Here is a 25,352-nt window from a genome sequence, read left to right as displayed (position 1 = left end):
ACTTTTCGAGGAACCATGACCGAGGCATACATCTACGACGCGATCCGCACCCCGCGCGGCCGCGGCAAGAAGACCGGCGCCCTGCACGGCGTCAAGCCGCTCGACCTGGTGGTCGGACTCATCGACGAACTGAAGACCCGCCATCCTGAACTCGACCCGGCCGCGATCGACGACATCGTGCTCGGCGTGGTGTCCCCGGTGGGCGACCAGGGCGCCGACATCGCCAAGACCGCCGCGATCGCGGCCGGACTGCCCGACACCGTCGCCGGCGTGCAGCTCAACCGGTTCTGTGGTTCGGGCCTGGAAGCGGTCAACACCGCGGCGCAGAAGGTGCGGTCGGGCTGGGAGCAGCTCGTCATCGCCGGTGGCGTGGAGTCGATGTCGCGGATTCCGCTCGGCTCCGACGGCGGTGCGTGGGCGCTGGACCCGATCACGAACTACCAGTCCTACTTCGTGCCGCAGGGTGTCAGCGCCGACCTGATCGCCACCATCGAGGGTTTCACCCGCGAGGACGTCGACGCCTTCGCGGTGCGGTCGCAGCAGAAGGCGGCCGCGGCCTGGTCGGGCGGCTACTTCGCCAAATCCGTTGTCCCGGTGCGTGATATCAACGGCGCGGTGCTGCTCGACCACGACGAGTTCATGCGGCCTGGCACCACCGTGGACAGCCTGGCCGGGCTGACGCCGTCGTTCGCGGCCATGGGGGAGATGGGTGGCTTCGACGCCGTCGCCCTGCAGCGCTACCACCACATCGAGAAGATCAACCACGTACACCACGCCGGTAACTCCTCCGGCATCGTCGACGGCTCGGCGCTGGTGCTCATCGGCAGCGAATCCGCGGGCAGCGCAGCGGGTCTCACCCCGCGCGCCAGGATCATCGCCTCCGCCGTCAGCGGCAGCGACTCCACGATCATGCTGACCGGACCGGTCCCGGCGACCGAAAAGGCCCTGGCCGTGGCCGGACTCACCGTCGACGACATCGACCTGTTCGAACTCAACGAGGCCTTCGCCTCGGTGGTGCTGAACTTCCAGAAGAAGCTCGGCGTGCCCGACGAGAAGATCAACGTCAACGGCGGCGCCATCGCCATGGGCCACCCGCTCGGCGCCACCGGCGCCATGATCACCGGGACCATGGTCGACGAGCTGGAGCGCCGGGGAGCGCGCCGCGCGCTGATCACGTTGTGCATCGGCGGCGGCATGGGTATCGCCACCATCATCGAGCGCGTCTGAGCGCCGGACCCGGATACAGAGGAAAGACCATGAGCGAGAACATGATTGCCTGGGAGCTGGGCATCGACCGGGTGCTCGTGCTCACCATCGACGACCCGAACCAGTCGACGAACACCATGACCGAGCCGTTCGCGCGCGACCTCACCGCGACCGTCGACCGGCTCGAGGCGGAGAAGGACACCTTCGACGGCGTCATCCTCACCTCGGGCAAGGACACGTTCTTCGCCGGTGGCGACCTGAACCTGCTGATGAACGCGACACCCGAGACCGCGCCGGACATCGCCCTCGGTCTCGACACCTACAAGGCCGCGTTCCGTCGCCTCGAGACGCTGGGCAAGCCGGTGGTCGCCGCGATCAACGGCACCGCGCTCGGCGGCGGCTTCGAGGTCGCGCTCGCCGCCCACCACCGGATCGCGCTCGACGCCAAGGGTAGCCTGCTCGGCCTGCCGGAGGTCACCTTCGGGCTGCTGCCCGGCGCGGGCGGCGTCACCCGAACCGTGCGGCTGCTCGGCATCACCAACGCCGTGCTCAATGTCGTCGGGCAGGGCCAGCGGATGAAGCCGGCCAAGGCGTTGCAGGTCGGGATCATCGGTGAGGTCGCCGCCACCCGCGAGGAGATGTTCGCGCAGGCCCGCGCCTGGATCGCGGCCAATCCCGAGGCGGCCCAGCCGTGGGATGTGAAGGGCTACAAGATCCCCGGCGGCCTCCCGTCGAGCCCGGCGCTGGCGGCCAACCTGCCCGCGTTCCCGGCGAATGTGCGCAAGCAGCTCAAGGGCGCGCCGATGCCCGCACCGATCGCGGTGCTGGCGACGGCGGTCGAGGGCGCGCAGGTCGACATCGACACCGCCTTCGCCATCGAGACCCGCTACTGCACCAACCTGATCTGCGGCCAGGTCTCGACCAACATGATCAAGTCCCTGTTCTTCGATCTGGGGACGATCAACAAGGGCGGGAGCCGCCCCGAAGGCTTCCCCGTGCGCACGCCGGAGAAGGTCCTCGTGCTCGGCGCGGGCATGATGGGCGCGGGCATCGCCTATGTGCAGGCCCGCGCCGGCATGCAGGTCGTGCTGAAGGACGTCACCATCGAGGCGGCCGAGCGCGGTAAAGGTTACGCGCGCAAGCTGCTCGACAAGGCGCTGCGCAAGGGCGCGCTCACCCAGGACAAGTACGACGAGATCCTCGGCCGCATCCACCCGAGTGCCGATCCGGCCGACGCCGCGGGCTGCGACTTCGTCGTCGAGGCGGTGTTCGAGGACCCGGGCCTGAAGAAGAAGGTGTTCGGCGAGATCGAGGCGCTGGTGAACCCGGATGCCCTGCTCGGCTCCAACACCTCCACCCTGCCGATCACCGACCTCGCCACCGGCGTGGCGCGGCCCGCGGACTTCATCGGCCTGCACTTCTTCTCGCCGGTGGACAAGATGCCGCTGGTCGAGATCATCGTCGGCGACCAGACCAGCGACGAAGCGATCGCTCGCGCCATCGATTACACCCTCGCCATCAAGAAGACCCCGATCGTGGTCAACGACAGTCGCGGCTTCTTCACCAGCCGGGTCATCGGCCAGTTCATGGACGAGGCCATCGCGCTGGTCGCCGAGGGTGTGCACCCCGCCAGCGTCGAGCAGGCGGCGACTCAGGCGGGCTACCCGGTCGGCGCGCTCGCGCTGGCCGACGAGATCAATATGAAACTGGCCCAGAAGATCCGGCGCAGCCTGAAGGAGAACCTGCTCGCCGAGGGCCGCGACTGGACCGATTCGAAGGCTTACCCGCTCGTCGACGCGATGGTCGACGACTTCGACCGGCCGGGCAGGCTCGAAGGCCGCGGCTTCTACGACTACGACGCCGACGGCAAGAAGCTCGGCCTGTGGCCGGGACTGGCCGAGAAGTACACCCGCGAGCACGGCATCCCGTTCATCGACATGCAGGAACGGATGCTGTTCGCCGAATCCCTCGACACCGTGCGGTGTTTCGACGAGGGTGTGCTCCGCACTGTGCCGGACGCGAACATCGGATCGATCTTCGGCATCGGATTCCCCGCCTGGACCGGTGGTGTCATCCAGTACATCAACCAGTACGAGGGCGGCCTCGCCGGATTCGTCGCGCGGGCAGACCAGCTACGCGCGGCTTATGGCGAACGCTTCGACGTTCCGGAGTCGTTGCGCACCAAGGCCGCGGCCGGCGCAACACTCGGTTGAGTACCGGTCTTCGATGACGACGATGCGCGGCGACACCCGGCACCCGGTGACCCCGGGTGCCGGGGGATCGGCCACCTCTGCCGCCGACCTTCGTGGGCCCGTCGCGCGGGCCCACCGGCGGCAGACGATGCTGGTCGCCGCGCAAGCGGTCTTCGTCGCCAACGGGTATCACGGTGCCAGGATGGACGAGATCTGCGCACGGTCCGGGATCAGCAAACCGGTGCTCTACGCGCACTTCGCGAGCAAGCTGGACCTGTATCTCGTTGTGCTGCAACTTCATCTGGACCGGATGGTCGACGGTGTCCGGGCCGCCCTCGCAGCGGACACCGAGCCGCGCGGCCGGGTCCGTGGCGCCGTGCAGGCCTATTTCGACTTCGTCGAACACGACCTCGGCGGGTATCTGCTGGTGTTCGAATCGGCGGTGCCCAGCGAACCGTGCGTCGAATGGCGGGTGCGCAACGCGATGCGCGAGTGCGCCGTCCTGGTGAGTGTTGAACTGAGGGCGGCGGGCGTGGACGCGACCAGGGCCGACATCCACGCCTGGGGACTGGTCGGCCTCAGCCGCCTCGCGGCAGGCCACTGGCTGGAGGCCGGGCGGCCGATCCCGAAGAAGGACGCGGTCGATACCGCGTCCGCCCTGTGCTGGAACGGATTATCGACAGTGGATCGACAACAGGAAGTACACCGACCCCCGGACGCATCGCCGCGCTGACCGAACGTTTCTACCGCTGGGATGACCAGCGGCGCATGACCTTTACCGTCGACGCCGCCTCGATCGCCGGACTCCGCCGCTTCGCCGAGGACATCGAACTGGCACCGACCGCCACGGGAACCCGGCTGACATGGACCTTCGCCGTAGAGGGCAAGCCCGCCCTGCAACTGCTGTTGCGTTCGACGAGCGCGGTGACCGACCGGGTCACCGCTCCATCGCCAAGGGCATCGTCGGCCATGTCGCCGCGACGGCGCCGACCTGGGGAGCGTGACACCGACCGCTGCGCTGTGATCAACGACCTGGCCGCCACCATGGTCGTTGTACCGCTCGATGGGCTCGAGGCCGTGCCGTCGGTGTTCAATGCTGGATCAAACCGCCGACGGGAGTGGTCGTGACGTGACCGGTTGCCGGAAGGGTCTGTGCCAGAGCCAGGCCGTTATCGACAAGCGATGATCGGCGCAGAGAAGCCACCTCGCCGATCGGAGTCCAGGTCGGCTCGACAGTTGCCCCGTTCAGTTCGGCCCGGAGCCGACCACCGGTGACTCGGACGCGGTAGAAGATTCCAACGTTCTGATGCTCCACTCCCGCATGGGCAACGGCTGCGGAAATCACCCTCGAATCCACGCCCAGCAGGCGTTCGACAACCCCGAGATAGCCGGTCTCCTCGGCGAGCTCCCGGGTCACCGCATCGAAGGGATCCTCCGCATGCTCTACCCCACCGCCTGGAAGTGTCCAGGTGGTTTCGCCGCTTGCCGCCACGTGACGAGTGAGCAGCACCCGCCCCTGTTCGAGGCAGACGGCGTAGGCCGCGATTCTGAAACTCATCCACTGAACTGTAATCCCGCCATCGGGGTTGCTCGGCGACGACGAGGTCCGTGCGGTCGGTGACGAGGTCGCGCCACGCCCGTGTCGAGGATGCCGTCCTCCTAGCCGAAGATCGTGCGCTGTCCGGGCGGCCGATCCCGCCACCTGATGTCGTGCCGTCCCGGCACCGATATACCGGGGTCCACCGTTCATGTCCGCACGGTCAGTGTGGCTACACCCATGGCGGCCAACGCTGCCGAACTCAACTTCGTCAGTGTTTGCCCGACCCGGGGCCGACGTAGCCATTGCACAGCGCGGGCCGCGACGACAGAGACCAAGAGCAGCCAAACGAACGCGACGACTCCATCGATCGCGCCCAGAACCATCGTCACGCTCACCGCCGAGGACCCGACGGGCGCGAACTGGGGAACGACGGCGAGGAAGAACAGGCCGACTTTCGGGTTCAGTAGACAGGAGACGACGCCATCACGAAACGCTGTTGTCGTTGCGGGCCCTGACTTCTGTTCGGAGGCAGCAACATCCGGTTCTGCATCGACAGGCATGATCGTGTTGCGGTGTATGAATCCGCTGATTCCCAAGTAGATCAGGTAAATGCCGCCGATGATCTTCAGCGCCAGCAACGCGGTCGGATACGCGGTGAGCAGCGCCGCGAGTCCCACAGCGACCGCACCGGCCCACGCCAACGATCCGAGACCGGACCCCGCTGCGGCGGCGACACCTAGGCGCGCACCGGAAAAGGAGTAGCGCAGCACAAGAAAAGTGTCTGGTCCCGGGGTGATGGCAAGTAGCAGGCAGAGTCCGGCGAATGCCGCCAGAGTCGGGGCTGTCATGGTGGCCTCTCCTACCCGCCGATGGTGATTCCGCGTTCTTCTCCGTATTCGCGCATTCGTCCGCGGGCCTCTGCCTGGTGGTCCAGGCATAGTCCGGGCATCACAGAGTCCACGTAGTCGGCCATGGCTCCTTCTCTATCAACGATGTCCTTGTCTCGCCACTTCTTTTGCGCGCTACGCGTGGACGTTGGTGCCGCTGGTGGTCAGGCCGAGTTGGTGGGCGCAGTCGGATCCGAGAGCATCGCGAAGTCCATCGAACCCGGTTCAGGTGACAGGACCTCCACGTCGAGGGACGCGATGCTGCCTGCCCCTGAATCGAGGAGCGCCTTCATCGGGCGAGCCGGAGGTTGTTGTCGCCGCGGGGGCGTTGAGCATCCGCTTTCGTGGGTCAATACTGCGGTTTCGCCGGTCATGGTGGTCGGGCTCACAGGGCCTTTCCATCCGCACCAGCCGCCGCAGGCGGCGATGGTCTGGCACTCGACTACGCCGTCGTCGAACTGGGCGGTGAGGTGCCATGCCTGAGCCGGATAGTCGCAGATCGGGCATCTGCCGAAGTAGTTGAGAACATCCTGGACTTCGGAAGCGATGACGGTGCGTTTGCGGCTGGCCATGGTTGGTTCCTCCCTGATGAGGAGCGTATGCCAGTGAGGCCGCGCTGATGCGGGGAATGTGTTCTGCGGGTCACCCTTTGAGCCGCAGCACCGCCAGCACCCTGCGGTGGCGCGTATCCGACGGTGGCAGATCGAGTTTGGTGAAGATGTTGCCGATGTGTTTTTCGACGGCGCGCTCGGTGACGGTGAGTGAGGTCGCGATGGCGTTGTTGGTGAGTCCCTGTGCCATCAGTTCGAGCACCTCTCGTTCGCGCGGGGTGAGGCGGGTGAGTGAATCCTGTTGCCGGGACGCACCCATCAGTTGGCTCACCACCTCGGGGTCGAGTGCGGTGCCACCGGTGGCGACCCGGTGTAGGGCGTCGACGAAGTCGCCGACGTCGGCGACACGGTCTTTGAGGAGGTAGCCGACGCCGCTCGCTCCGGCAGCGAGAAGTTCTGTCGCGTACCGGGTTTCGATCCATTGTGAGAACACGAGCACGCCGGTGCTCGGATACTTCCTGCGCAGTTCGATGGCGGCCAGCAGGCCCTCGTCGGTGAAGCTGGGCGGCATCCGCACATCCACCACCGCGACATCGGGTTGGTGGACGCCGACCACCTCGCTCAGCGATGTCGCGTCGCCGACCATCGCCACCACCTCGTGGCCGCGTTCGGTGAGCAGCCCGGCCAGCCCGTCGCGGAGGATGGCGCTGTCCTCGGCGATCACCACTCGCAGAGGTCTGTGCGGTGCACCGCCCCCGGTCACTGCGGGCCCTCGTTCGGCAGGATCATGGTCACCACGGTAGGCCCGCCGGCGGGGCTGTCGACGGTGAGTGTGCCGTCGACGGCGAGAGCACGGGCGGCGAGCCCGGCCAACCCGCTGCCGGTCATGGTGTGGGTGCCGGGCCGGGGCGCGCCGCCGATTCCGTTGTCCCACACGGTGACCGCGATGGATCGCACGCTGTCGGGCAGCACCGACACCGTGGCCCGGTTCGCGTGCGCGTGTTTGACCACATTGGTGAGTAGCTCGGCGACGGAGAAGTAGGCGATCGCCTCGATGGCCGGGCGCGGCCGCTGGGGGATGTGCACACGGAGGTCGACCGGCACCGCGCAGCGGGCGGTGAGCGTCTCGAGCGCCGGGCCGAGGCCGAGCTCGAGCGCGGGTGGATGGATGCCGCGTACCAGTTCGCGCAGTTCGGTCAGCGCCTCTTTGGAGTTGGCGCGCGCCTCGGCGATGAGGTCGCGGGCGTCGCCGCCCGCGGCCAGGCGTTCTTCGGCCCTGCCCAGCGCCATGGCGATGGTGACCAGCCGCGCCTGCGTGCCGTCGTGCAGGTCGCGCTCGACCCGGCGCAGGGTGGCGGTCGCATCGTCCACCGCGGCCCGTCTGCTGGCCCGCAGTTCCGCCAGTTGCCGGTCGCGCGGTGTCGCCGCCAGCAGGTGGACGATCAGCATCCGATGCAGCCAGCAGACGCTCCGGACCAGCCACGGCAGCGCGAAACACAGCACGAGACCGATACCGGACAGCGCGAGCGCCCGCGGCCAAGTGTCGATGTAGAACGAACCGAACTGGGCGAGACTGTGGTGCTCGACGCCATTGTCGTCCACCTGGATCGGATCGAAGAGCACCCACGGGATGGGCGAGATCGCCGTGAACCCGACCATCGCGATCACCACGAGCACGACGTAGCCGACCGCCACGCCGAGCACGGACTGCGCGATCAGGAACAGCACGGCCCGCCAGCTCGGCCGATCGGTGAACGCGCTCTTCAGGAAGCCGAACAAGCCGCTCGCCCTGATGAATTCCGGTGGCGATTCCACCTGGGCGCCGAGCAGTTCACGGCCGAGGAACCGATAGATCCGGCCCCACATCCGTCCGCCGAGCAGAACTGCCGCGAGCAACGGAATACCGATGAGGAGGATCGATGCGTACAGCCCCCCGCCGAACCCGAAGAACAGGTAGCACACGGCAACGCAGCCGAGTACGAACGACAGGACCAGGTAGGCGAGCTCCTTCCAGGTCCTGGCCTCGATCGGCGCGCGCAGCACCGCGGCGAGCGGGCCGGTCCGGCGCGGCGACGGGCGACTCGGTTCATCGTGCGCGGTCGGTTCGCCGGCTATGTCGACCACGAAGGTCGGCTCGACTGGTGTCTCGGTCATGACTCCATGGTTGTCGTCGCGGCGCGGAAATTCGATCGAGCTGTCCACCGAGTCGATGGTGTGGCGAGCTACACCGGCTCGAGGGTGATCGAACGGCTGACCGGATCTTTCGCGCCCGTGTATTAATGCGGGTCCAGCGAGGATCGACACTCCCCGTCATCGAGCAGATCTCGAGATTCTTCGACGAAACCGAGATCGGACGACGCTGAGTTACGCATCGGGTGATTTCGAATCCGGTGCGTATTCGGTAGCGGCAGGGGTAAGCGCTACCTACTTCTGTTCTCGATGATCGGAGGCGTCATGGTGGATTTCGAGGAGAAAGTCTCGACCGGGGCGGGCGGACGGATGCGTATTCCGCGTAGCAGGGGCGCGCTGGGCGGGCTGGTGGTGCTGCTCCTCGGGATCTGGGGCGCACTCATCCCGTTCATCGGTCCGTATTTCGATTTCGCGTACACCCCCGACGAGGCCTGGGTGTGGACGGCGGCTCGCGGCTGGCTCCAGGTGCTGCCGGGCGTGGTCGCGATCATCGGTGGGTTGCTCATGCTGATGAGCCGGAACCGGGTGGTCGCCAGTTTCGGCGGCTGGCTGGCGGTGGCAGCGGGTGTGTGGTTCGTGATCGGGCCGTTCCTGGCCGCGCTGCTGCGACTCGGCGACATCGGTGAGCCGGTCGCCACCTCGGATCTGAAGCGTGCGCTGCTGCAGCTCACATTCTTCTACGGGCTCGGCGCGCTGATCCTGTTCTTCGCCGCGAGCTCGCTGGGGCGGCTGTCGGTGCGCAGTGCCAGGGACATCGCCTTCGTCGAACGCACGCGTGTCGTCGGCACCGATCAGCGCCGGGTGGTCGAGGAGGAGGTGGTTCCCGCTGACGGCAAGCGTTCAGCGACCCGCCGCCTGCATCGCCCCACCGACATCCGGCATCGGCCCGTCTGACGGACTATGCCGTTTTGACGGTGACCATCGTTTCGGCGCTGGGGAAGTCGAGCACGCGCAGCCTGCCGCTGACGAGGTCGACCGTGTCGGCGACGACACGACCGGCGCGGCGCGCGTCGTCGGCGAAGCTCGTGCTGACCACCCGGTAGCTGCGCTTGGCGGTGAGCACGATGTCGCCTGCCCGCAGCGACCCGGCCGCAGTGGGTGGCGCGGTCGGGATCGTCGACTGCGCCGGTCTGCGTATGAGCTCGATCAGTTTCAGCAACCTGTTCTCCACACTGTGAAACGTCTGCTAGGACGTTGTTGTCCGCCGGATTCGCGAACAGCATCGAGATCTTTTTACCCACGATCGTTACGGTCGAACCCTCGGATTCGCGCACGTGAACTCGAGTGCCGGTGCTGTGCGGGTCCTCGCTGGAGATCAGAAATCACCCCGCAGTCCGATTCCATCTCATACCAAGGGATTACGGCCGACGAGAATCCGGCCGTTAGCTTCGGGTCATGACGACATCTGCTCTGGTCCCAGGGCCATCTCCACGGTCACCGCGGCGCGGCGCCGACGGCGATTACGCCCGCCTGTTGCGTCGAATCTCCGACGCGGGGCTGATGGGCCGACGTCCCGTCTACTACGCCGTGCGGCTCAGCCTCGTCGGGATCGCGTTCGTGGGCGGCTGGGCGGCGTTCGTCCTCATCGGCGATTCGTGGTGGACACTGCTGGTCGCGGCGTTCATGGCCGTGACGTTCGCGCAGGTCGCACTCGTGATGCACGATGTCGCGCACCGCCAGGTCTTCCGGTTACGACAGCCGACGGAGCTCGTGGGACGAATCGCCGGGAACGCGGGCATCGGCCTCGGCTACGGCTGGTGGCAGGACAAGCACACCCGTCACCACGCCAACCCGAACCACGAGGAACTCGACCCCGATGTCGCGCCCGACATCCTGGTCTGGTCGCAGCAGCAGGCACGGTCCAGCCACGGTCTGGCCCGTCTCATCGGGCGGGCGCAGGCGTACTTGTTCTTCCCGCTGCTGCTGTTGGAAGGCCTGAACCTCCATGTGGCCGGTGTCCGCGCGCTCAGGAACCGCTCGGTCAAACACCGTGGATGGGAAGGTGCGCTGCTGTTCGGGCACTTCGCCCTCTACCTGACCGCGCTGTTCGCGGTTCTGCCCGCCGACAAAGTGCTCGTGTTCCTCGCTGTTCACCAGGGTCTTTTCGGCCTGTACATGGGCTGCATCTTCGCCCCGAACCACAAGGGCATGCCGACCTTGACCGGCGACGACCGCCCCGACTACCTCCGTCGCCAGGTCCTCACCTCCCGCAATGTGCGCGGCGGACCGTTGACCGACCTCGCCCTCGGCGGACTCAACTATCAGATCGAGCACCACCTGTTCCCGAGCATGCCGACACCGAACCTGCGCCACGCCCAGATGATCGTCCGCGACTACTGCGCCGAAATCGGCGTGCCGTACCACGAAACCGGGCTGATCGCCTCGTACCGCGAGGCCCTGACCCACCTGCACCACGTCGGCGCCCCATTGCGCCGACCCGATCAGCACTCGGATGCCGAAGTGCCGCAACGTAATCGTTGAATGCGGCCCCTGGCTACGTGTGCGGAACGGGTTCGACCCGGGCGGGGACGTGTTTGTGCCAGGGGGTGGCGGAGAACTGATCGCGGCGTCGCAGGTCGGTGAGGTCGTTGGGCGCTACGCCGGTGCGCTGGTCACTTCCGGGGAGATCGAGCCCGAAACCGTTGGGCAGGGAGATATGGCCGTCCTGCATTCGGTCGTTGAGTTCGACTGTCGCGGTAGCGGAGCCGCGGTTGGTGGTGATCAGTGCTCGCCCGCCGTCGGCCAATCCGAGGCGCTCGGCATCGGCGGGGCTGATACGCAACGCTCCGGCGGCGTCGCGGCGCCGCCAGCTGTCGTCACGGAAGATCGTGTTCGCGGTGAACGCGCGGCGCTCGCCCGCGGAGAGCACGAAAGGATATTCGCCGCTGGTGTGCGCCCATTCCATCCGGTCGAGACCGCGCAGGGATTCGAGCAACGCTGTGATGGACAGGCGGATCGGCCGATTGTCTTCGGGGACGTAGGTCCAGCTGCCGCTGTCGAGTTCGTCGACGGTGATATGGACGCCGGATCGCTCGGAGAGCATCGCGGTGAACAGCGCTTCGGGGTCCGCGTGCCCGGCGCGGCGCATCGATTGTGGGTGCCGACGCGCGACGCCGTGCGCCAGTGCCCACAGCACCGCTGCTGCGCGTGCCCCGCCGGGCAAAGTCGGGCCGAGCGTTTCGTAGAGCAGGTAGGGGGCCAGGCCTGCTGCCTTCCGGTCCAGTTTGAGCAACGCCAGGAAAGCCAGCCCATAGGCTTTGCCGCCGAGGCGCAGGGCGCCCCTCAATACCGACAACGACAGCGGGCTGGCGACGCCGAGCTCACGGATGATGCGGGCGTAGATTTCCGGTTCGGCCAGCGTACCGGGCAGTGGCTCGAGCAGCGGGGCACGAAGCTGGAAGGTATTGACCGGAAACTCGAGGTTGAAGAAGGTCGCTTCCCACTTCTCGAACTGGCTCGCAGCCGGAAGAACATAATGGGCGCGACGAGCGGTCTCGGTCATCGCGACATCGATGACAACGCTCAGTTCGAGAGAGTCGAACGCCGCACGGAAGCGCTGCGAATCCGCCAGGGAATGCGCGGGATTCGACGACTCGACGATCATCGCGCGGAACCGCTTCGGATGGTCGGTGAGAATCTCCTCGGCGATGACATTGCAGGGCACGATGCCGCCGAGCATCGGCGCTGCTGTCACCGGCGTGGTCTTCGTCTTCAGCGAATAGTTGATCAGTGGCGCCAACCACGAGTGCATCTGCATGGTGCCGCGTGCGGCGAAGTTCCCGGTGAGCAACCAGGTCAGTTTGTTCAGGTACGACACCAGGGTGCTGTTCGGACTCTGCTGCACACCCAGGTCCTCGTAGGTCGACACGCTCTCGGCGGTCCCGATCAACTGCGCGGCTCTGCGGACGGATGCGGGATCGACGCCGCTCAGGTGGGCATACGCGTCGACGTCGACGGCGCGCAGGGCGGCGAGCACCGGCTCGGCCTCGGTCGTGTGCGCGGTCAGGAACTCGTGGTCGATCAGATCTTGCTGAACGATCTCACCGAGGATCGCGGCCAGACACCAGGCGTCGGTGCCCGGTTTGATCTGCAGATGGATATCGGCGAGGTCGGCGGTTTCGGTGCGCACCGGGTCGAGCACGATCATGGTGCGCGCGGGATCCTTGGCGATGTTCTGGAGTACGGTGCGGGCGCGCGGAACGCCGTGCGACTGCCACGGATTCTTGCCGACGAATACGCTGACCTGCGCGTGTTCGAAGTCGCCGTGTGTGTGTCCGCCGGTGAGATGGGCATCGACCCATGCCTCGCCGAGCTTTTCCTGGGCGAGCGCGTTGGAGCGATAACGCCCGCCGATGGCCCGCAGCAACGCGCCGCTGTACGCGCCGCCCAGGTGGTTGCCTTGCCCGCCGCCACCATAGAAGAAGATCGATTCCCCACCGTGGGTGTCGCGCACCGCGCGCAGTCGGTCGGCGATCTCGGTGATCGCGACATCCCAGCTGATCTCGGTGTAGGTGCCGTCGTGCTCCCGCCGCAGCGGCGAGGTGATCCGGGCGCCGCCGTTCTGATAATGGTCCAGCCGCAACGCCTTGTTGCAGGTGTACCCGGCGGACGCGGGATGGGCCTTGTCGCCACGGATTTTCGCGAATCGCCGTCCTTCGACCTTGACGGTGATTCCGCAGTTGTTCTCGCACAGAATGCAGGCGCTGGCCTGCCATTCCTCGCTGGCGCTTGTCACGGGAGCCTCCTCGACCGGCATCGACTCACCCGTCAGCGATGAATGATGCAGGTGGTGGTGGCGTGGGCGACGAGTTTGCCTGCCTCGTCGAACACCTTGCCTTCGGCTGTCGCGGTGGTGCGGCCGACATGTAGCGTCGTGCCGGTGCCGATGAGGCGGCGGCCGTCGATCGGGACCGATCGGATGTAGTTGACCTTCAGCTCCAACGTGCCGTATCCGACTCCCGCGTCCAGCGCGGTCTGCACCGCGCAACCCATCACCGAGTCCAGCAAGGTCGCGCAGATACCGCCGTGGGTGGTGCCGAGCGGGTTCGCGAAATCGGGACGCGTGACGAGACTGAACGACACCCGGCCGAATTCCAGTTCCTCGACCTGCATCCCGAGCAGCGTGCCGATTCCGGCTCGATCGGGCATCGTGCTCGCCGCTCGCAGCAGTTCGAGGCCGCTCATGGTGGCGAAATCCGGTGTTTCGGGGTTGTGCGTCGCGGTTGTCATCTTGCCCTCTCACTCGATAGACCGATCGTTCTATCCTCGGTGACGATACCGTATGATGAACTGATCGGTCTATGGCGAAGGGTTGCCGATGAACACAGTGGCGGGGCCACGAGAACGTCTCATCCGCAGCGCGATTCTCATGATGCGTGAACATGGCGTCGCGGCGACCGGACTGACCGACCTGCTCGCGCACAGCAAGACCGCCCGAGGCTCGATATATCTGCACTTCCCCGGCGGCAAGAGCGAACTCATGGAGCAGGCCACTCTCCACGCGGGGCAGCAGCTCGGTGCGACGATCGAGGCGCTGGTCACCGAATCGTCGTCACCGGCGGAAGTCGTTGTCGGACTCGTGGGAGTCTGGAAGCGGGTACTCGAGACTTCGTCGTTCACCGCCGGCTGCCCGATCGTGGCCGCCGCGCGCAGCGACTCGCCGACCGTGCAAGCGGCGTCGGCCACTGTTTTCGCCGACTGGACCCGTCGACTGGCTGATTACCTGATATCGACCGGCACGGACCCTGCCGCGGCCGCGTCGATCAGCAGCGTCATCGTCAGCACGATCGAAGGCGCGATCATCCAATGTCGGAGCGCGAAATCTCTTCAGCCGCTCGATGACGCGGGCACCAACCTCGTCAAACTTCTCGAACTCTGAAAGTTCTCCGCACCTAGATCAGAGAGGCCTACAACGATGACCGAGCAGATCGACCAGCGCGCCCGGCGCAAGTTTCTTTTCGAGCGTGGCGTGGGACGCTACATCGCCAACCCCACCGTGCGTGCGCTGCGCCGCGTCGGGATCGACACCGCGCTCGCTACCGAACTGGAAACGACCGGGCGAAAGAGCGGTGCACTTCGCCTGGTCCCGATCGCCGCGGCCTTCGACGAGTCCGGCGCCTGGGTGATCTCCCAGCACGGCACCCGCTCCGGGTGGACCGCCAACATCACTGCCGACCCGCAGGTGCGAATTCGGCAAGCCGGCCGCTGGCGCACCGGTACCGCGCAGTTGGTGCCTGACGACGATGTCGACGCTCGTGCGCGTACCTTCGCGTCGCATCCCGCTTTCGCCGGATTGACCGCCGCCACCTTCCGGGCGCTGCAGAGTGCACCGATCTCCGTCCGAATCACTTTCAGCGACAACTGATCGGCGCTGAGACAGATCAAGGAGCGGGCCTAGGGCATGTCCCACTCGGCAAGGCGCGGCCACCGATCAGGTGGTCAGTTGGCCAGGGCCATGATCACGGCCACGATCCACAAGGCAACGTTCACAAAGCAATTCCTTCATCCAGGACGGGATGCGCCGGTTCGGGTCATGCAGGGTCAGGGGGTGAAGATCTTCTCGGCCTGGTCGCGCTGGACATGCAGGTCCCAGTACAGCGGCGAGATCTGGTCGGCAGAGGCGCTGGGCGTGCCCTCCGGAGCACGGTCGCCGATCCATGCCCCGATCGCTACATGCGCGGCCTGAATGCCCTCGGGCTCGAGCTCCTTGTGCAAGTTCAGCACCCACGAGCGCAGGGCCGCACCGGCGGTGTTGATGTCACCGAGCATCGGGGTGGGATCCACCGACCCGGCGCCTGTGGTGAACAGCAGTGTGCCGGTACCTGCTTGCCGCATCGCGGGCACGACCACGCCAGTGGCGGCGATCGCGCCGTAGACCAGGTACCGCATCTGCAGCTCCACATCCGCGGCGGTGAGCCTGCTGGGCGTGACGAACTTCGGCTCGGGTCCGCCCGGGGAATACTCGAGCACGTCGATCCCGCCGAAGTGCTCCGCCGCGGCCTCGATGGCGCCGGTCAAAGAATCGGTATCCAGGACGTCGGCCGCAAAGCCGCTGGCGGTGATGCCTTCAGCGGCCAGAGTCGCGACCCGAGTGTCGAGGTTGGCCTGGCTGCGGGAAAGCAGGGCTACGTCGAATCCGTGGGAGCCGAAGGTGCGGGCGACGGCCAGGCCCATGCCGGGCCCGGCGCCGACGACAGCGATAGTAGGCATGAAGAGAACTCCTCGAGAAAGACGGCATCTTCCCTGGACGGGACTGAAACCGACAGTTACTAGTGATTCCTTGGTAACTTTGGATAACCACATCCTGATGGTCAAGTAGGCACTTTCGGGTGCCGTGGTTCTCCGGAGGTAACCATGCAGGTCAACGACGAACTCGACCCGATCTGCGGCCAGGGCGCGGCCAGGGCTCGCGAGGTCCTGGACTTGGTCTCGGACAAGTGGTCGCTGTACGTCGTGGCCGCTTTAGGGCAAGGCCCGTTGCGGTTCAGTCAGGCCCGGCGGGTGGTAGTCGGGATCAGCCAGCGCATGCTCACCGTGACCCTGCGTCGCCTCGCGCGCGACGGACTGGTCACGCGCACAGTGACCCCCACGGTGCCGCCGCAGGTCACCTATGCACTGACCGAGACCGGGCACAGTCTGCGTCTAGCCGTCCAGCCGTTGATCAGTTGGGCTTTCACCACCGTCGATGACATCGACGCCGCTCGCGCAGCCTACGACGCCCAGGTCGAAGAGCAGGCATGACCACGACTCCGTGGGTTGTCGGACACCCCCTAGCCAGTAGGGGCGAAAAAGTCTCGGATGACGGGAGCTACCGGGTTCGGAGGTAGGAGATCGTCGGCGTTGGCCAGTACTGATTCCAGCGATAGCGTCCGGTCCGCATGGTGGGACGGGTTCTCGATCACCGCTGCGGCGTCGGCGATCCCCTGCTCGAACGCAACGGGAAGGTCGACCGGTAGGCGGGCGGTCTTCTCCGGGTTCAGCGGTTGGTCGAACTGCAATGGCGTTGGCGTCGCGTAGTCCGTGCGGTCGTATCCCGTTTCGATCAGTACCCGCAGTGTCGGCTCGATCAGGGCGGCGGCGGGCTCTGTCACTGCCGCGTTGTTCGTGTGTTTCCCGAGTGCGCGCAGCGGATACAGCAGCGGCAGCGTTCCTTCCGGGTTGGGTATCGAAATGTAGGTCGTGTCCCCGTGGTTCTGGCAGTTCTCGGGATGCAGTTCGCAGCGCTGTTGCGCGATGTAATCGGTTCGGCCCGGATATCCGTAGACAGCCGCGCCTGCCTTGGGTGCGCTTCCCGCGCCGTTGCCCTTGGGCTGCAAATACGAGGGGTGGATCAGGAGGGTGCCCATCAGGGCATTCGCGTCGGCGAGCACATTGAGTGGGTACGCCGGGAAGTCCGAAATGCCGTCGTACTGCATCGCGATATCGGTCGTCTCGATGCCGGTGTCGGTAGGGGTGGGCGGCCCGAAGGTCATGTCGACGATCGGTACGCCACCGAAACGCACCGGCCGTTCGATGATTCCACCGTTGGGGCGGTTCGGATTCGCGATGAGCACAAACGACAGCCGGTCCTTGTCCTGCTGCGACAGGTCGGTCAAGGCTGCCTTCTCCGCGCCGGCCACTGTCGCGCCCTGCGAGTATCCGAAGATGACGATGGCGCCGCTCGGCTGTGCATTCATTTGTCGCGTCGCGATCGTGTCGAGGTTCGTCACACCGTCGACCACCGAGGTGTCCCACTTCGCGGACGACGCTTCGGGGCCTTTCGACGAGATGAGCGGCCAGAGCGCGGCGTCGTACGGGATGGGAACAAAGGTGACGCCGGGACAGTCGTTGTCGGTGCAGCCTTCCGCGCCGGGGGCGATGAAGTTCTGATACGCGTTGCTTTCGAAGTTGTGCGCCATCTCGGGGTTGCTGGTGCCGGTCCCCGGAACGATCAGTGCCGTCGTCGCGGCCAGTGCCGCCGTGCCGAAAGCTAACGCCTGCGTCATCGACTACCCTTCGATAGGAGAAAGTGCGAGGTCAAGGCAATTCTGTCGGACCGTCCTTGCGGCATTGCGAGATTCTCACGGCAGGCTGTCGAACCGCACGTCGTGGGCAACGGCGGTTGCGTGCAAGCCATCCGCGCTCGGTTGGATGGCGGTCAGGCGCGCACCGAGCGGCAGTTGTCGCAGCGGCACGATGAAGGTCAGGGACTGGCGGAGCAGCGCCAGGGAGATCGTCGGTCCACCGGCCGCTGGTTGGACGGAGACCGGGGTGACCTCGATGCCGGCGTCGGTGGGCGCGACGGTGACGAAGACTGTTGCCGGTACCGAGATACCCGCGACCGAGAAGGTCCCGGTAGCGCGAAGTCCTTCCGGGGTATAGGAAATCGATTCGACTCCTGCCGGGGCGAAGCTCTGCACGATGTCGTAGGGCACCAGGGCGGTCGCGGTCGCCGTGCCCGCGACAAGGTTCGATGTGCGGTTGCCGATCACGTCGGACAGCGGTGCGGAGACGTCGGTCAGCGCGACATCGAGGTGGTGGACGGAGATGTTCTGCCCACTCCAGTCGCCGATCCGGATATCGATGGCGCGGTAGTTGCCGTCGACGGCCTGGGTCAGGAACGGGAAACCGCCGATATCGACGCCCGGCTGATGCGGGAGGTTGTATTCGGCGGCGATCTTGCGACCGATCTCGTTCTGCGCCATGGCGACTCCGACTCGATCGCCGACGACCAGCGCGATCATCAGCACGACGATCAGTATCAGCAGTGCGCGCATGCGTTCATCATCTCGGCCATCCCACCATCATGCTGTGGATCGTGGCCGGGTGCTGGTTTCGACCCGCGGTCCTGCCACATCTCGGCTGCGAGCGGCCGAAGGGGAGCTGAGATGATCTGATGTTGTGCGGCCCGACTGGGGGCGGCCTTGTTCAGGACGGGATCTCGTGAGCTCCGTTGTACTGGTGATAGCGATCGTGCTGGTTCCGGCGGTGATGTTCGTGGTCCCGTGGTGGGTGCTCGTTGCCGCGCCGACCGGCCGTAGTGGGACCCGGTTTCGGGTCGGCACCGTGGTCTGTGTGGTCGGGTACCTGTGTTTGCCCGTCGCTCTGTTCTTCGGGCACGGGCCGCCGCAGTTCGATCCCGCGGCGATCGTCGGTGACGTCCTGCTCGGGGTGTTGTGGGTGGTGTTCGTCTGGTCGCTGATCGGTTCGGTCGTCCGAGGCGCGCTGCGCGTCGCCGGGGTCGAGCGGATTCGCGCCAGTCGGGGCGTGGCGCTCGCTGTGGTGGCAGTGTCGGTGGTCCTTATCGGGTACGGGGTGTACGAGGCGCGGCGGGTGCCGCAGGTTCGTACGGTCGACGTCGCGATCCCGGGTTTGGCCGACGGGCTCGACGGGCTGCGCGTCGTGGTGCTCACCGATACCCACTTCGCCGCGATCGACCGGGAGGAATGGTCGCGAGAAGTAGTCGACGTGGTCAATGCGCAGCGGCCCGACATCGTGGGTCTCGCCGGTGACCTCGTCGACGGTTCGGTGGCCAAGCGCGCCGATCAGGTCGCCCCACTCGCGCGCGTCGAGGCGCCGCTCGGCCGGTTCTATATCACCGGCAATCACGAGTACCTCGACGACGCCCAGGGCTGGATCGACTACATGGCCTCGATCGGCTGGCAGCCGCTGCACAACGCGCATCGGACCGTCGAGCGCGACGGTGACCGGCTCGTTGTCGCCGGAATCGACGACCCCACCGCCGACGTGCCCGGTCACGGTCCCGACCTGCCTGCCGCGCTCGCGGGCACCGACCCCGAGTTGCCGACTGTCCTGCTGGCCCACCAGCCGAAACAGGTCGCCGACAGCGCCGAGGCCGGGGTGGAGCTACAGATCTCCGGGCATACGCACGGCGGTCAGATCTGGCCGTTCCACTACCTGGTCCGGCTCGACCAGCCGGTCGTCGCTGGACTGAGTAGGCACGCGAACAACACTCAGCTCTACACCAGTCGTGGTACGGGGTATTGGGGTCCGCCGATGCGGGTGTTCGCGCCGAGTGAGATCACCGTGCTGGTGCTGCATCCGCAACGGTAAATCTTGCCGCACTACTCATTTCGAGGGGGACGGCGATCGGTCGAGCTCGAGTCGGATGATGTGGTCGTCTCCGGGGTTCGGGTCGCCGCGACCGTCGGTGTTGTTCGTCAGCAGCCAGAGTGCTCCGTCGGGGGCCACGGCGATGTCGCGGAGGCGTCCGTACTCGCCGACGAGATATTCGGTCGACTGGGTGAGGTTGTCGAGCGGGATTCGACGTAGTCGCTCGCCGCGCAGATTCGCGATGTAGAGGGATCCGCCGGTGTTCGTCATCCCACTCGGGCTGGCTTCGGACGGTTTCCACTGCTGAACGGGGTCGATGAAGCCCGCTCGACCGGCGATGCCTTCGACCTCGGGCCAGCCGTAGTTGCCGCCGGGTTCGATGAGATTGAGTTCGTCCCAGGTGTTCTGGCCGAATTCGCTGGCGAACATCCTGCCGTCGGGCGCCCAGGTGATGCCCTGCGGATTCCGGTGACCGTAGCTGTAGACCAGTGAGCCGGGGATCGGGTTGTCGGCTGGTGCTTGCCCGTCCGCCGTCATGCGCAGGATCTTTCCGGCGAGGGCGGCGCGATCCTGAGCGGTTCGGCGCTCGCCCGCGTCGCCGACGGTGGCATACAGCATCCCGTCGGGACCGAAGGCGATCCGGCCACCGTTGTGGTTCGCTGCGGCGGGCAGTCCGGTGAGGATTGTCGTGCCGCCAGCGAGCGCGAGGTTGCCCGGCTGTCCGGTGAGGTCGAATCGTTCGATCCGGTTGTCGTCGGCGGCGGTGTAGTAGGCGAACAACTGCCCCCCGCGCACCGCGATGCCGAGGAGGCCGCCTTCGCCGGAGGCTTCGACATTGTCGACGGTGCCCACCTCGTGTTGTGTTCCGTCGGTGCCGATTTCGAGGATCCGGGCGCTGTCCCGCTCGGTCACCAGTGCGGTGGTGCCGTGGAAGGCGATCGACCACGGCGCGTCGAGCTCGTCGGTGACGGTGGAGTTGCGTTCCGGCGAACCGGTCCGGGTGCTCGGCTGCTCGGAGCTGTCGGTCGGGGCGCACGCACACAGCAGACCGACGGCGGCGGACACGACGAGAAACGCGGCAATGCGGGACTCCATGACGTCGAGGTTAAGCCCGATGTCCGGCCGGGTGCCAGGTGCTGTGAGGGGGTATTCGCAGCATGCCCCGGCTACCCGATCCCGCCGGTGGTTTCATCCCACCTTGTAGGTGCCCGCGCCCGCGGCGATGAGGCGACCGCCGTCGGTGGCGACGATGTCGACTCGGCAGGTGCTGAGGTGGCGGCCGGCGCGCAGGCGAGTGCCGATGATGTCGATGCTTTCGGCGTGGGCGGGCTGGATGAAATCGATGGACATCGAGACCGTCACCCCGCGCAATTGTTCGGGGAGTCGGGCTCCGGCCCAGGCCGCGGCCATGATTCCGATGTCGATGCATCCGGCGAGAGCGCCGCCGTGGACCATGTCGCCGACAGTGACGAGTTCTTCCCGGAAGGGCATGCGCAGGCGGGCCAGGCCTTCCTCGATGTCGACGAGTTCGATGCCCATGTGCCGGACGAAGGGGGATTGGGGGAGGAACAGAGCCATGGCTTCGCTGCCGGTGCGAGGGAGTTGCGGAGAAAGGGTCATCGGGACTCCTATCGGAAGTTGACTACGATATCGGAACGAGACTACGGTATTTGGTATGACGTTGGAACCCCCCACCGACCGACGCAAACGGCGGACCCACACCGCCGTGCTCGACGCCGCGCAGGGCTTGTTCCTTCGAGAGGGCTACCGCGGCACCACCATCGACATGCTCGCCGCCGAGGCCGACGTGGCGGTCAGCTCGATCTACGCCAATTTTCGCGAGGGCAAGGCCGACGTGTACGCCGCGCTGGCCTGGCGCATAGCGACCCTGCACGCGGACGCGATGTCCGCACCGATCGGCAGCGAATCGACCCCGCGTGGCGAGGTCGCCGCCGTATACGACCGCTACGTCGCCTTCCATCGGGAGAATCCGCTCGCGTTGCGAATTCTGGCGCTGACCGACGTCGACGTCAGTGAATCCGAACTGGCGACGACAGCGAAGGCGCGGATCGACGATGTGCTCGGCGGTTTGATCGAATCCTTCGCCGCCGCAGTGCGACTGGTGGGCTGTGATGTCGAACCCCATGCGCTGGTGATGGTTTCGTGGGCGGCGGTGAACGGGGCCTACTCGCTGTTCCAGCGCCGGATCGTCGACGAAACAACCCTGGAAGCCATGCTCGGCATCGCTCGAGCCGATCTGCTGTCCCACGTAGGAGATGACCATGAGGCGTGATGGCGAATTGAGCCGAATGCGGCAGATCCGCACTGTGGGTTCGGCATTGGCCGTACAGACCACGGCCTTGCCGCATCTGATCCGGGGCCTGCGTCGGGAGGGCGACGGTTCGGGCTGGGCAGCGCCGGTGCCACCGGATTCGCGACTGTGCCGGTCGGCACTGGAAGAAGCCACGCAGACACTCACTCCCGCGCTGCTCGCCCACAGCTTGCGATGCTGGGAATTCGGCATGGCCCTGGCGCAAGTGGACGATCTGAGGCCTGACCCCGAGGCGCTCTACCTCGCCTGTGTGCTGCACGATGTCGCCGTGGGTGAGCCGGCCCCTCCCGCGGTGGGGTGTTTCGCTCTGCTCGGCGCGCACCGGGCTCGCGCGTTCGTCCTCGACCGTGGCGCCACTCCTGCGCTGGGTGCGTGTGTCCATACAGCCATCGCGCGCCACATGGACCCGGCGACTCCGCGTGAGCACGGCGCGGAAGCGGCGTTGCTGCACGACGCCGCCCATCTGGATGTCACGGGTTTGCGTGCCCACCAATTGGATTCGCGTCAGCTCGCCGCCATCGACGCCCGCCACAGCAGGAACGGATTCGCCGCTGAGTTCACCGCGGCAATGCGACTCGAGGCGCACCTCCGGCCGCGTTCGACAGCGGCGACGCTCTGGTACTCGGGTATGCGGGCAGCCATCGCGCTGAACCCGCTGGATCGCTGATCCGCGTCAGCTCAGTGAGCCCCGACGATGCGTAGGGCCATGTCGGCGTAGGCGTCGGCGATGTCCTCAGGGCTCCAGTCGCCCTCATCGCGGTACCAGCGGGCAATGTCGATGCCGAGCGAGAGCAGCGCGACCCCGGCCATGCGCGGGCTGGGGGTGTCGAAGACGCCCGCCGCGACGCCCCGCTCGACGAGAGCGCGGATCTCCCCGTCGATCCGGTGGCGGATATCGAGGATCTCGGCGTAGTGCTCGGGCGTGAGCGCGGACAGTTCGTAGTTCACGATCCTGGCGCCGGTGTGCCCTCTGGCATGGTGAACAGCGAAGGCGTGCACCACATTTCGCAGCGCGGTGGCCGGTTCGCCGGACGACTCGACTCCCTTCAGCACGAGGTCGAGGGTGGCTTCGTGCCCGGACCGCGAGATCAGATAGAGCAGCTCTTCCTTGGATTTGTGATGCACGTACACCGCGGCGGGGCTCAAGCCCGCGGCCGCGGCGATGTCGCGCGTGGTGGTGCCGTTGAAGCCCTTCTCGGCGAATGCGGCGATGGCTGCGTCGAGTAGGCGCGCGCGGGTCGCATCGGAGCGGGCTTCTGTCATATCGGTCATCGCTGGGTCATTATCTCGCCCCGGAATCGCATCCCTCGGATCAGGTGGTGTGACGTGGATTACAGGTGCCCACATATTGACGGCCGCCGCCGGACTGTTGCACCATGCTGACTAAGCAAGCGCTTACTTAATTGAGGAGATTCGATGCCGGAAGCCGTGATCGTCGCCGCTGCCCGTTCCCCGATCGGCCGGGCGGGCAAGGGGTCGCTCAAAGACATGCGCCCCGATGATCTGACCGTTCAGATGGTGGCTGCCGCATTGGCGCAGGTACCGGCGCTGGATCCCGCCGAGATCGAGGACCTGGTGCTCGGCTGCGGGCAGCCCGCGGGGGAGTCCGGCTTCAACATGGCCCGGGTGGTCGCGGTACTGGCGGGGCTCGACGCGGTGCCCGGAACGACGGTCAACCGCTATTGCTCGTCGAGCTTGCAGAGCACCCGGATGGCGCTGCACGCGATCAAGGCCGGGGAGGGCGATGTCTTCATCTCGGCCGGTGTGGAGACCGTGAGCCGCTATTTCAAGGGCAACGCCGACGGTCTGCCCGACACCCAGAATCCGTTCTTCGCCGAGGCCGTGACGCGCACCGAAGGACGGGCCGCGGGTGGCTCGACCTGGGGCGATCCGCGCATCGATGGACTGGTTCCCGACGTGTACATCGCGATGGGGCAGACGGCGGAGAACGTCGCCCAGCACACCGGCATCACCCGCGCGGAGCAGGACGCGTTCGGTGTCCGGTCGCAGAATCTGGCGGAGAAGGCGATCGCCAATGGCTTCTGGGCCACCGACATCACACCGGTGACGTTGCCGGACGGCACGGTTGCCAGCACGGATGACGGTCCGCGCGCGGGCGTCACCCTGGAAGCGGTCTCGACGCTGAAGCCGGTGTTCCGGCCCGACGGCACGGTCACCGCGGGCAACTGTTGCGCCCTCAACGACGGCGCGGCCGCCCTGGTGATCATGTCCGACACCCGGGCGAAGGAGCTCGGGCTCACCCCGTTGGCCCGGGTCGTCAGCACCGGTGTCTCGGCGCTGTCTCCCGAGATCATGGGCCTCGGCCCGGTCGAAGCGTCGAAGAAGGCGCTGCTTCGGGCGGGTCTCACCATCGATGACATCGACCTGGTGGAGATCAACGAGGCCTTCGCGGTGCAGGTGATCGGCTCGGCCCGCGAGCTCGGCATTCCCGAGGACAAGCTCAATATCAACGGCGGCGCGATCGCGGTGGGACACCCGTTCGGCATGACCGGCGCTCGCATCACCAGCACCCTGATCAACTCACTGCGCTTCCACGACAAGCAGTTCGGCCTCGAGACCATGTGCGTCGGCGGCGGTCAGGGTATGGCGATGGTGCTGGAGCGTCTGTCGTGACCGGCCGATTCGCGGGCAAGACCGCGATTGTGACCGGCGCGAGCCGGGGAATCGGGTTCGGCATCGCCGAGCGACTGGTGGCCGACGGGGCGAAGGTCGTGATCACCGCGCGCAAGCAGGACGCGCTCGATGACGCGGTCGAGCAGTTGGGCGGCGCGCAGTGTGCGCTCGGTGTGGCCGGACGCGCCGACGACATCGAGCATCAGGCCGATGTGGTCGCTCGTGCGATCGAGGCGTTCGGCAGCGTCGATCTGCTGGTCAACAACACCGGCATCAACCCGGTGTACGGACCGATGATCGAGATGGACCTCGCCGCGGCCCGCAAGATCATCGAGGTCAACTGCCTCGCCGCCCTGTCGTGGGCGCAGCAGGCGCACAAGGCGTGGATGAACGAGCACGGCGGCGCGATCGTCAACGTCTCCTCGGTCGCCGGGTTGCGGCCCGCGCCGGGCATCGGCTTCTACGGTGCCAGCAAGGCGATGCTCACCTACATCACCCAGGAGCTGGCCGTCGAGCTCGGCCCGAATATCCGGGTCAACGCGGTGGCGCCCGCGGTGGTGAAGACGAAGTTCGCCACCGCGCTCTACGAGGGCCGCGAGCAGGAACTCGCCGATACCTACCCGCTCAAACGGCTCGGCGTGCCCGAGGACATCGCCGGCGCGGCGGCGTTCCTGCTCTCCGCCGACGCCACCTGGATCACCGGCCAGCTGCTGGTCGTCGACGGTGGCGTGACCCTGACCGGCGGCGTCTGAAACATCCGCTCGGACA

The 25,352-nt window shown here is 66.6% G+C and carries 28 protein-coding genes; 14 read left to right on the top strand and 14 right to left on the bottom strand.

Annotated elements, in window-relative coordinates; genetic code table 11:
- The first annotated feature begins 15 nt into the window (after positions 1-15).
- The 4 genes from ACFXKN_RS06775 to ACFXKN_RS06760 are packed head-to-tail and all read left to right on the top strand — an operon-like array spanning position 16 to position 4,526.
- Positions 16-1,227, top strand: a complete 1,212-nt coding sequence (locus tag ACFXKN_RS06775; RefSeq protein ID WP_378950714.1) for an acetyl-CoA C-acetyltransferase — start codon at positions 16-18, stop codon at positions 1,225-1,227.
- 29 nt (positions 1,228-1,256) lie between these two features.
- On the top strand, positions 1,257-3,419 hold the full coding sequence (locus ACFXKN_RS06770; RefSeq protein WP_379432606.1) for a 3-hydroxyacyl-CoA dehydrogenase NAD-binding domain-containing protein: 2,163 nt from the start codon (positions 1,257-1,259) through the stop codon (positions 3,417-3,419).
- A 13-nt stretch (positions 3,420-3,432) separates the two neighbouring features.
- A complete protein-coding gene (locus ACFXKN_RS06765; protein WP_379432605.1) occupies positions 3,433-4,131 on the top strand; it encodes a TetR/AcrR family transcriptional regulator in 699 nt (232 codons plus the stop codon).
- Positions 4,059-4,526: an SRPBCC family protein gene (locus ACFXKN_RS06760; RefSeq protein WP_379432604.1), complete on the top strand. Its 468-nt coding sequence runs from the start codon at positions 4,059-4,061 to the stop codon at positions 4,524-4,526. The genes ACFXKN_RS06765 and ACFXKN_RS06760 overlap by 73 nt, the downstream gene beginning before the upstream one ends.
- On the opposite strand, the gene ACFXKN_RS06755 is transcribed toward ACFXKN_RS06760, so the two are convergent.
- The 5 genes from ACFXKN_RS06755 to ACFXKN_RS06735 all read right to left on the bottom strand — a co-directional run bounded on the left by ACFXKN_RS06755 (position 4,489) and on the right by ACFXKN_RS06735 (position 8,530).
- On the bottom strand, positions 4,489-4,956 hold the full coding sequence (locus tag ACFXKN_RS06755; RefSeq protein ID WP_379432603.1) for an NUDIX hydrolase: 468 nt from the start codon (positions 4,954-4,956) through the stop codon (positions 4,489-4,491). The two genes, ACFXKN_RS06760 and ACFXKN_RS06755, sit on opposite strands and share 38 nt — an antisense overlap.
- A gap of 188 nt (positions 4,957-5,144) precedes the next feature.
- On the bottom strand, positions 5,145-5,786 hold the full coding sequence (locus tag ACFXKN_RS06750; protein ID WP_379432602.1) for a LysE family translocator: 642 nt from the start codon (positions 5,784-5,786) through the stop codon (positions 5,145-5,147).
- A gap of 203 nt (positions 5,787-5,989) precedes the next feature.
- Positions 5,990-6,397: a hypothetical protein gene (locus tag ACFXKN_RS06745; RefSeq protein ID WP_379432601.1), complete on the bottom strand. Its 408-nt coding sequence runs from the start codon at positions 6,395-6,397 to the stop codon at positions 5,990-5,992.
- A gap of 70 nt (positions 6,398-6,467) precedes the next feature.
- A complete protein-coding gene (locus ACFXKN_RS06740; RefSeq protein ID WP_379432650.1) occupies positions 6,468-7,109 on the bottom strand; it encodes a LuxR C-terminal-related transcriptional regulator in 642 nt (213 codons plus the stop codon).
- 26 nt (positions 7,110-7,135) lie between these two features.
- On the bottom strand, positions 7,136-8,530 hold the full coding sequence (locus ACFXKN_RS06735; RefSeq protein WP_379432600.1) for a sensor histidine kinase: 1,395 nt from the start codon (positions 8,528-8,530) through the stop codon (positions 7,136-7,138).
- 300 nt (positions 8,531-8,830) lie between these two features.
- On the opposite strand from ACFXKN_RS06735, the gene ACFXKN_RS06730 reads away from it, so the two are divergent.
- The gene (locus tag ACFXKN_RS06730) at positions 8,831-9,460 is read left to right on the top strand and encodes a hypothetical protein (RefSeq protein WP_379432599.1); all 630 of its coding nucleotides are present in this window, start codon (positions 8,831-8,833) and stop codon (positions 9,458-9,460) included.
- Between the two features lie 4 nt (positions 9,461-9,464).
- Here the strand turns inward: ACFXKN_RS06730 and ACFXKN_RS06725 are convergent, their stop codons facing one another.
- On the bottom strand, positions 9,465-9,737 hold the full coding sequence (locus ACFXKN_RS06725; protein WP_379432598.1) for a hypothetical protein: 273 nt from the start codon (positions 9,735-9,737) through the stop codon (positions 9,465-9,467).
- A gap of 224 nt (positions 9,738-9,961) precedes the next feature.
- On the opposite strand from ACFXKN_RS06725, the gene ACFXKN_RS06720 reads away from it, so the two are divergent.
- A complete protein-coding gene (locus ACFXKN_RS06720) occupies positions 9,962-11,047 on the top strand; it encodes a fatty acid desaturase family protein (RefSeq protein WP_379432597.1) in 1,086 nt (361 codons plus the stop codon).
- A 13-nt stretch (positions 11,048-11,060) separates the two neighbouring features.
- Here the strand turns inward: ACFXKN_RS06720 and ACFXKN_RS06715 are convergent, their stop codons facing one another.
- Together ACFXKN_RS06715 and ACFXKN_RS06710 are read right to left on the bottom strand one after the other, a co-directional pair.
- Positions 11,061-13,322 (bottom strand): molybdopterin-dependent oxidoreductase, encoded by a 2,262-nt coding sequence (locus ACFXKN_RS06715; RefSeq protein WP_379432596.1) that lies wholly within the window; start codon positions 13,320-13,322, stop codon positions 11,061-11,063.
- A gap of 11 nt (positions 13,323-13,333) precedes the next feature.
- A complete protein-coding gene (locus tag ACFXKN_RS06710) occupies positions 13,334-13,795 on the bottom strand; it encodes a PaaI family thioesterase (RefSeq protein WP_379432595.1) in 462 nt (153 codons plus the stop codon).
- A gap of 88 nt (positions 13,796-13,883) precedes the next feature.
- Between ACFXKN_RS06710 and ACFXKN_RS06705 the strand changes: the two genes are divergently transcribed.
- Together ACFXKN_RS06705 and ACFXKN_RS06700 are read left to right on the top strand one after the other, a co-directional pair.
- A complete protein-coding gene (locus tag ACFXKN_RS06705) occupies positions 13,884-14,444 on the top strand; it encodes a TetR/AcrR family transcriptional regulator (RefSeq protein WP_379432594.1) in 561 nt (186 codons plus the stop codon).
- A gap of 36 nt (positions 14,445-14,480) precedes the next feature.
- On the top strand, positions 14,481-14,930 hold the full coding sequence (locus ACFXKN_RS06700; RefSeq protein ID WP_378950670.1) for a nitroreductase family deazaflavin-dependent oxidoreductase: 450 nt from the start codon (positions 14,481-14,483) through the stop codon (positions 14,928-14,930).
- A 176-nt stretch (positions 14,931-15,106) separates the two neighbouring features.
- On the opposite strand, the gene ACFXKN_RS06695 is transcribed toward ACFXKN_RS06700, so the two are convergent.
- On the bottom strand, positions 15,107-15,775 hold the full coding sequence (locus ACFXKN_RS06695; RefSeq protein ID WP_379432593.1) for an SDR family NAD(P)-dependent oxidoreductase: 669 nt from the start codon (positions 15,773-15,775) through the stop codon (positions 15,107-15,109).
- 144 nt (positions 15,776-15,919) lie between these two features.
- Here ACFXKN_RS06695 and ACFXKN_RS06690 point away from each other — a divergent pair, with 144 nt between their 5' ends.
- On the top strand, positions 15,920-16,306 hold the full coding sequence (locus ACFXKN_RS06690; RefSeq protein WP_379432592.1) for a winged helix-turn-helix transcriptional regulator: 387 nt from the start codon (positions 15,920-15,922) through the stop codon (positions 16,304-16,306).
- A 29-nt stretch (positions 16,307-16,335) separates the two neighbouring features.
- Here the strand turns inward: ACFXKN_RS06690 and ACFXKN_RS06685 are convergent, their stop codons facing one another.
- Positions 16,336-17,550, bottom strand: a complete 1,215-nt coding sequence (locus ACFXKN_RS06685; protein WP_379432591.1) for a PE-PPE domain-containing protein — start codon at positions 17,548-17,550, stop codon at positions 16,336-16,338.
- Positions 17,551-17,625: 75 nt separating this feature from the next.
- The gene (locus tag ACFXKN_RS06680) at positions 17,626-18,321 is read right to left on the bottom strand and encodes a DUF2993 domain-containing protein (RefSeq protein ID WP_379432590.1); all 696 of its coding nucleotides are present in this window, start codon (positions 18,319-18,321) and stop codon (positions 17,626-17,628) included.
- 166 nt (positions 18,322-18,487) lie between these two features.
- Here ACFXKN_RS06680 and ACFXKN_RS06675 point away from each other — a divergent pair, with 166 nt between their 5' ends.
- Positions 18,488-19,618 (top strand): metallophosphoesterase, encoded by a 1,131-nt coding sequence (locus ACFXKN_RS06675; RefSeq protein ID WP_379432589.1) that lies wholly within the window; start codon positions 18,488-18,490, stop codon positions 19,616-19,618.
- A gap of 15 nt (positions 19,619-19,633) precedes the next feature.
- On the opposite strand, the gene ACFXKN_RS06670 is transcribed toward ACFXKN_RS06675, so the two are convergent.
- Both ACFXKN_RS06670 and ACFXKN_RS06665 read right to left on the bottom strand, forming a co-directional pair.
- Entirely contained in the window at positions 19,634-20,713 is a 1,080-nt protein-coding gene (locus ACFXKN_RS06670; protein WP_379432588.1) for a PQQ-dependent sugar dehydrogenase, read from the bottom strand.
- Positions 20,714-20,806: 93 nt separating this feature from the next.
- Entirely contained in the window at positions 20,807-21,238 is a 432-nt protein-coding gene (locus ACFXKN_RS06665) for a PaaI family thioesterase (RefSeq protein ID WP_378950649.1), read from the bottom strand.
- A 55-nt stretch (positions 21,239-21,293) separates the two neighbouring features.
- Here ACFXKN_RS06665 and ACFXKN_RS06660 point away from each other — a divergent pair, with 55 nt between their 5' ends.
- Both ACFXKN_RS06660 and ACFXKN_RS06655 read left to right on the top strand, forming a co-directional pair.
- Entirely contained in the window at positions 21,294-21,911 is a 618-nt protein-coding gene (locus ACFXKN_RS06660; protein WP_379432587.1) for a TetR/AcrR family transcriptional regulator, read from the top strand.
- Complete coding sequence (locus ACFXKN_RS06655) at positions 21,901-22,617, top strand: hypothetical protein (protein WP_379432586.1); 717 nt, start codon at positions 21,901-21,903, stop codon at positions 22,615-22,617. Before ACFXKN_RS06660 ends, ACFXKN_RS06655 begins: the two co-directional genes overlap by 11 nt.
- Before the next feature lie 11 nt (positions 22,618-22,628).
- Here ACFXKN_RS06655 and ACFXKN_RS06650 read toward each other — a convergent pair whose 3' ends face one another.
- The gene (locus ACFXKN_RS06650; RefSeq protein ID WP_379432585.1) at positions 22,629-23,222 is read right to left on the bottom strand and encodes a TetR family transcriptional regulator; all 594 of its coding nucleotides are present in this window, start codon (positions 23,220-23,222) and stop codon (positions 22,629-22,631) included.
- A 144-nt stretch (positions 23,223-23,366) separates the two neighbouring features.
- On the opposite strand from ACFXKN_RS06650, the gene ACFXKN_RS06645 reads away from it, so the two are divergent.
- Positions 23,367-24,584: an acetyl-CoA C-acetyltransferase gene (locus tag ACFXKN_RS06645; protein WP_379432584.1), complete on the top strand. Its 1,218-nt coding sequence runs from the start codon at positions 23,367-23,369 to the stop codon at positions 24,582-24,584.
- Complete coding sequence (locus tag ACFXKN_RS06640) at positions 24,581-25,336, top strand: SDR family oxidoreductase (protein ID WP_378950634.1); 756 nt, start codon at positions 24,581-24,583, stop codon at positions 25,334-25,336. Before ACFXKN_RS06645 ends, ACFXKN_RS06640 begins: the two co-directional genes overlap by 4 nt.
- The last annotated feature ends 16 nt before the right edge of the window (positions 25,337-25,352 follow it).

Origin of the sequence: Nocardia sp. NPDC059195, from assembly GCF_042754695.1 — a bacterium.
In the GTDB taxonomy this organism is placed as follows: domain Bacteria; phylum Actinomycetota; class Actinomycetes; order Mycobacteriales; family Mycobacteriaceae; genus Nocardia.
The sequence above is the reverse complement of the archived record's forward strand: the minus strand, read 5'-3'. Positions and strand labels throughout refer to the sequence as shown.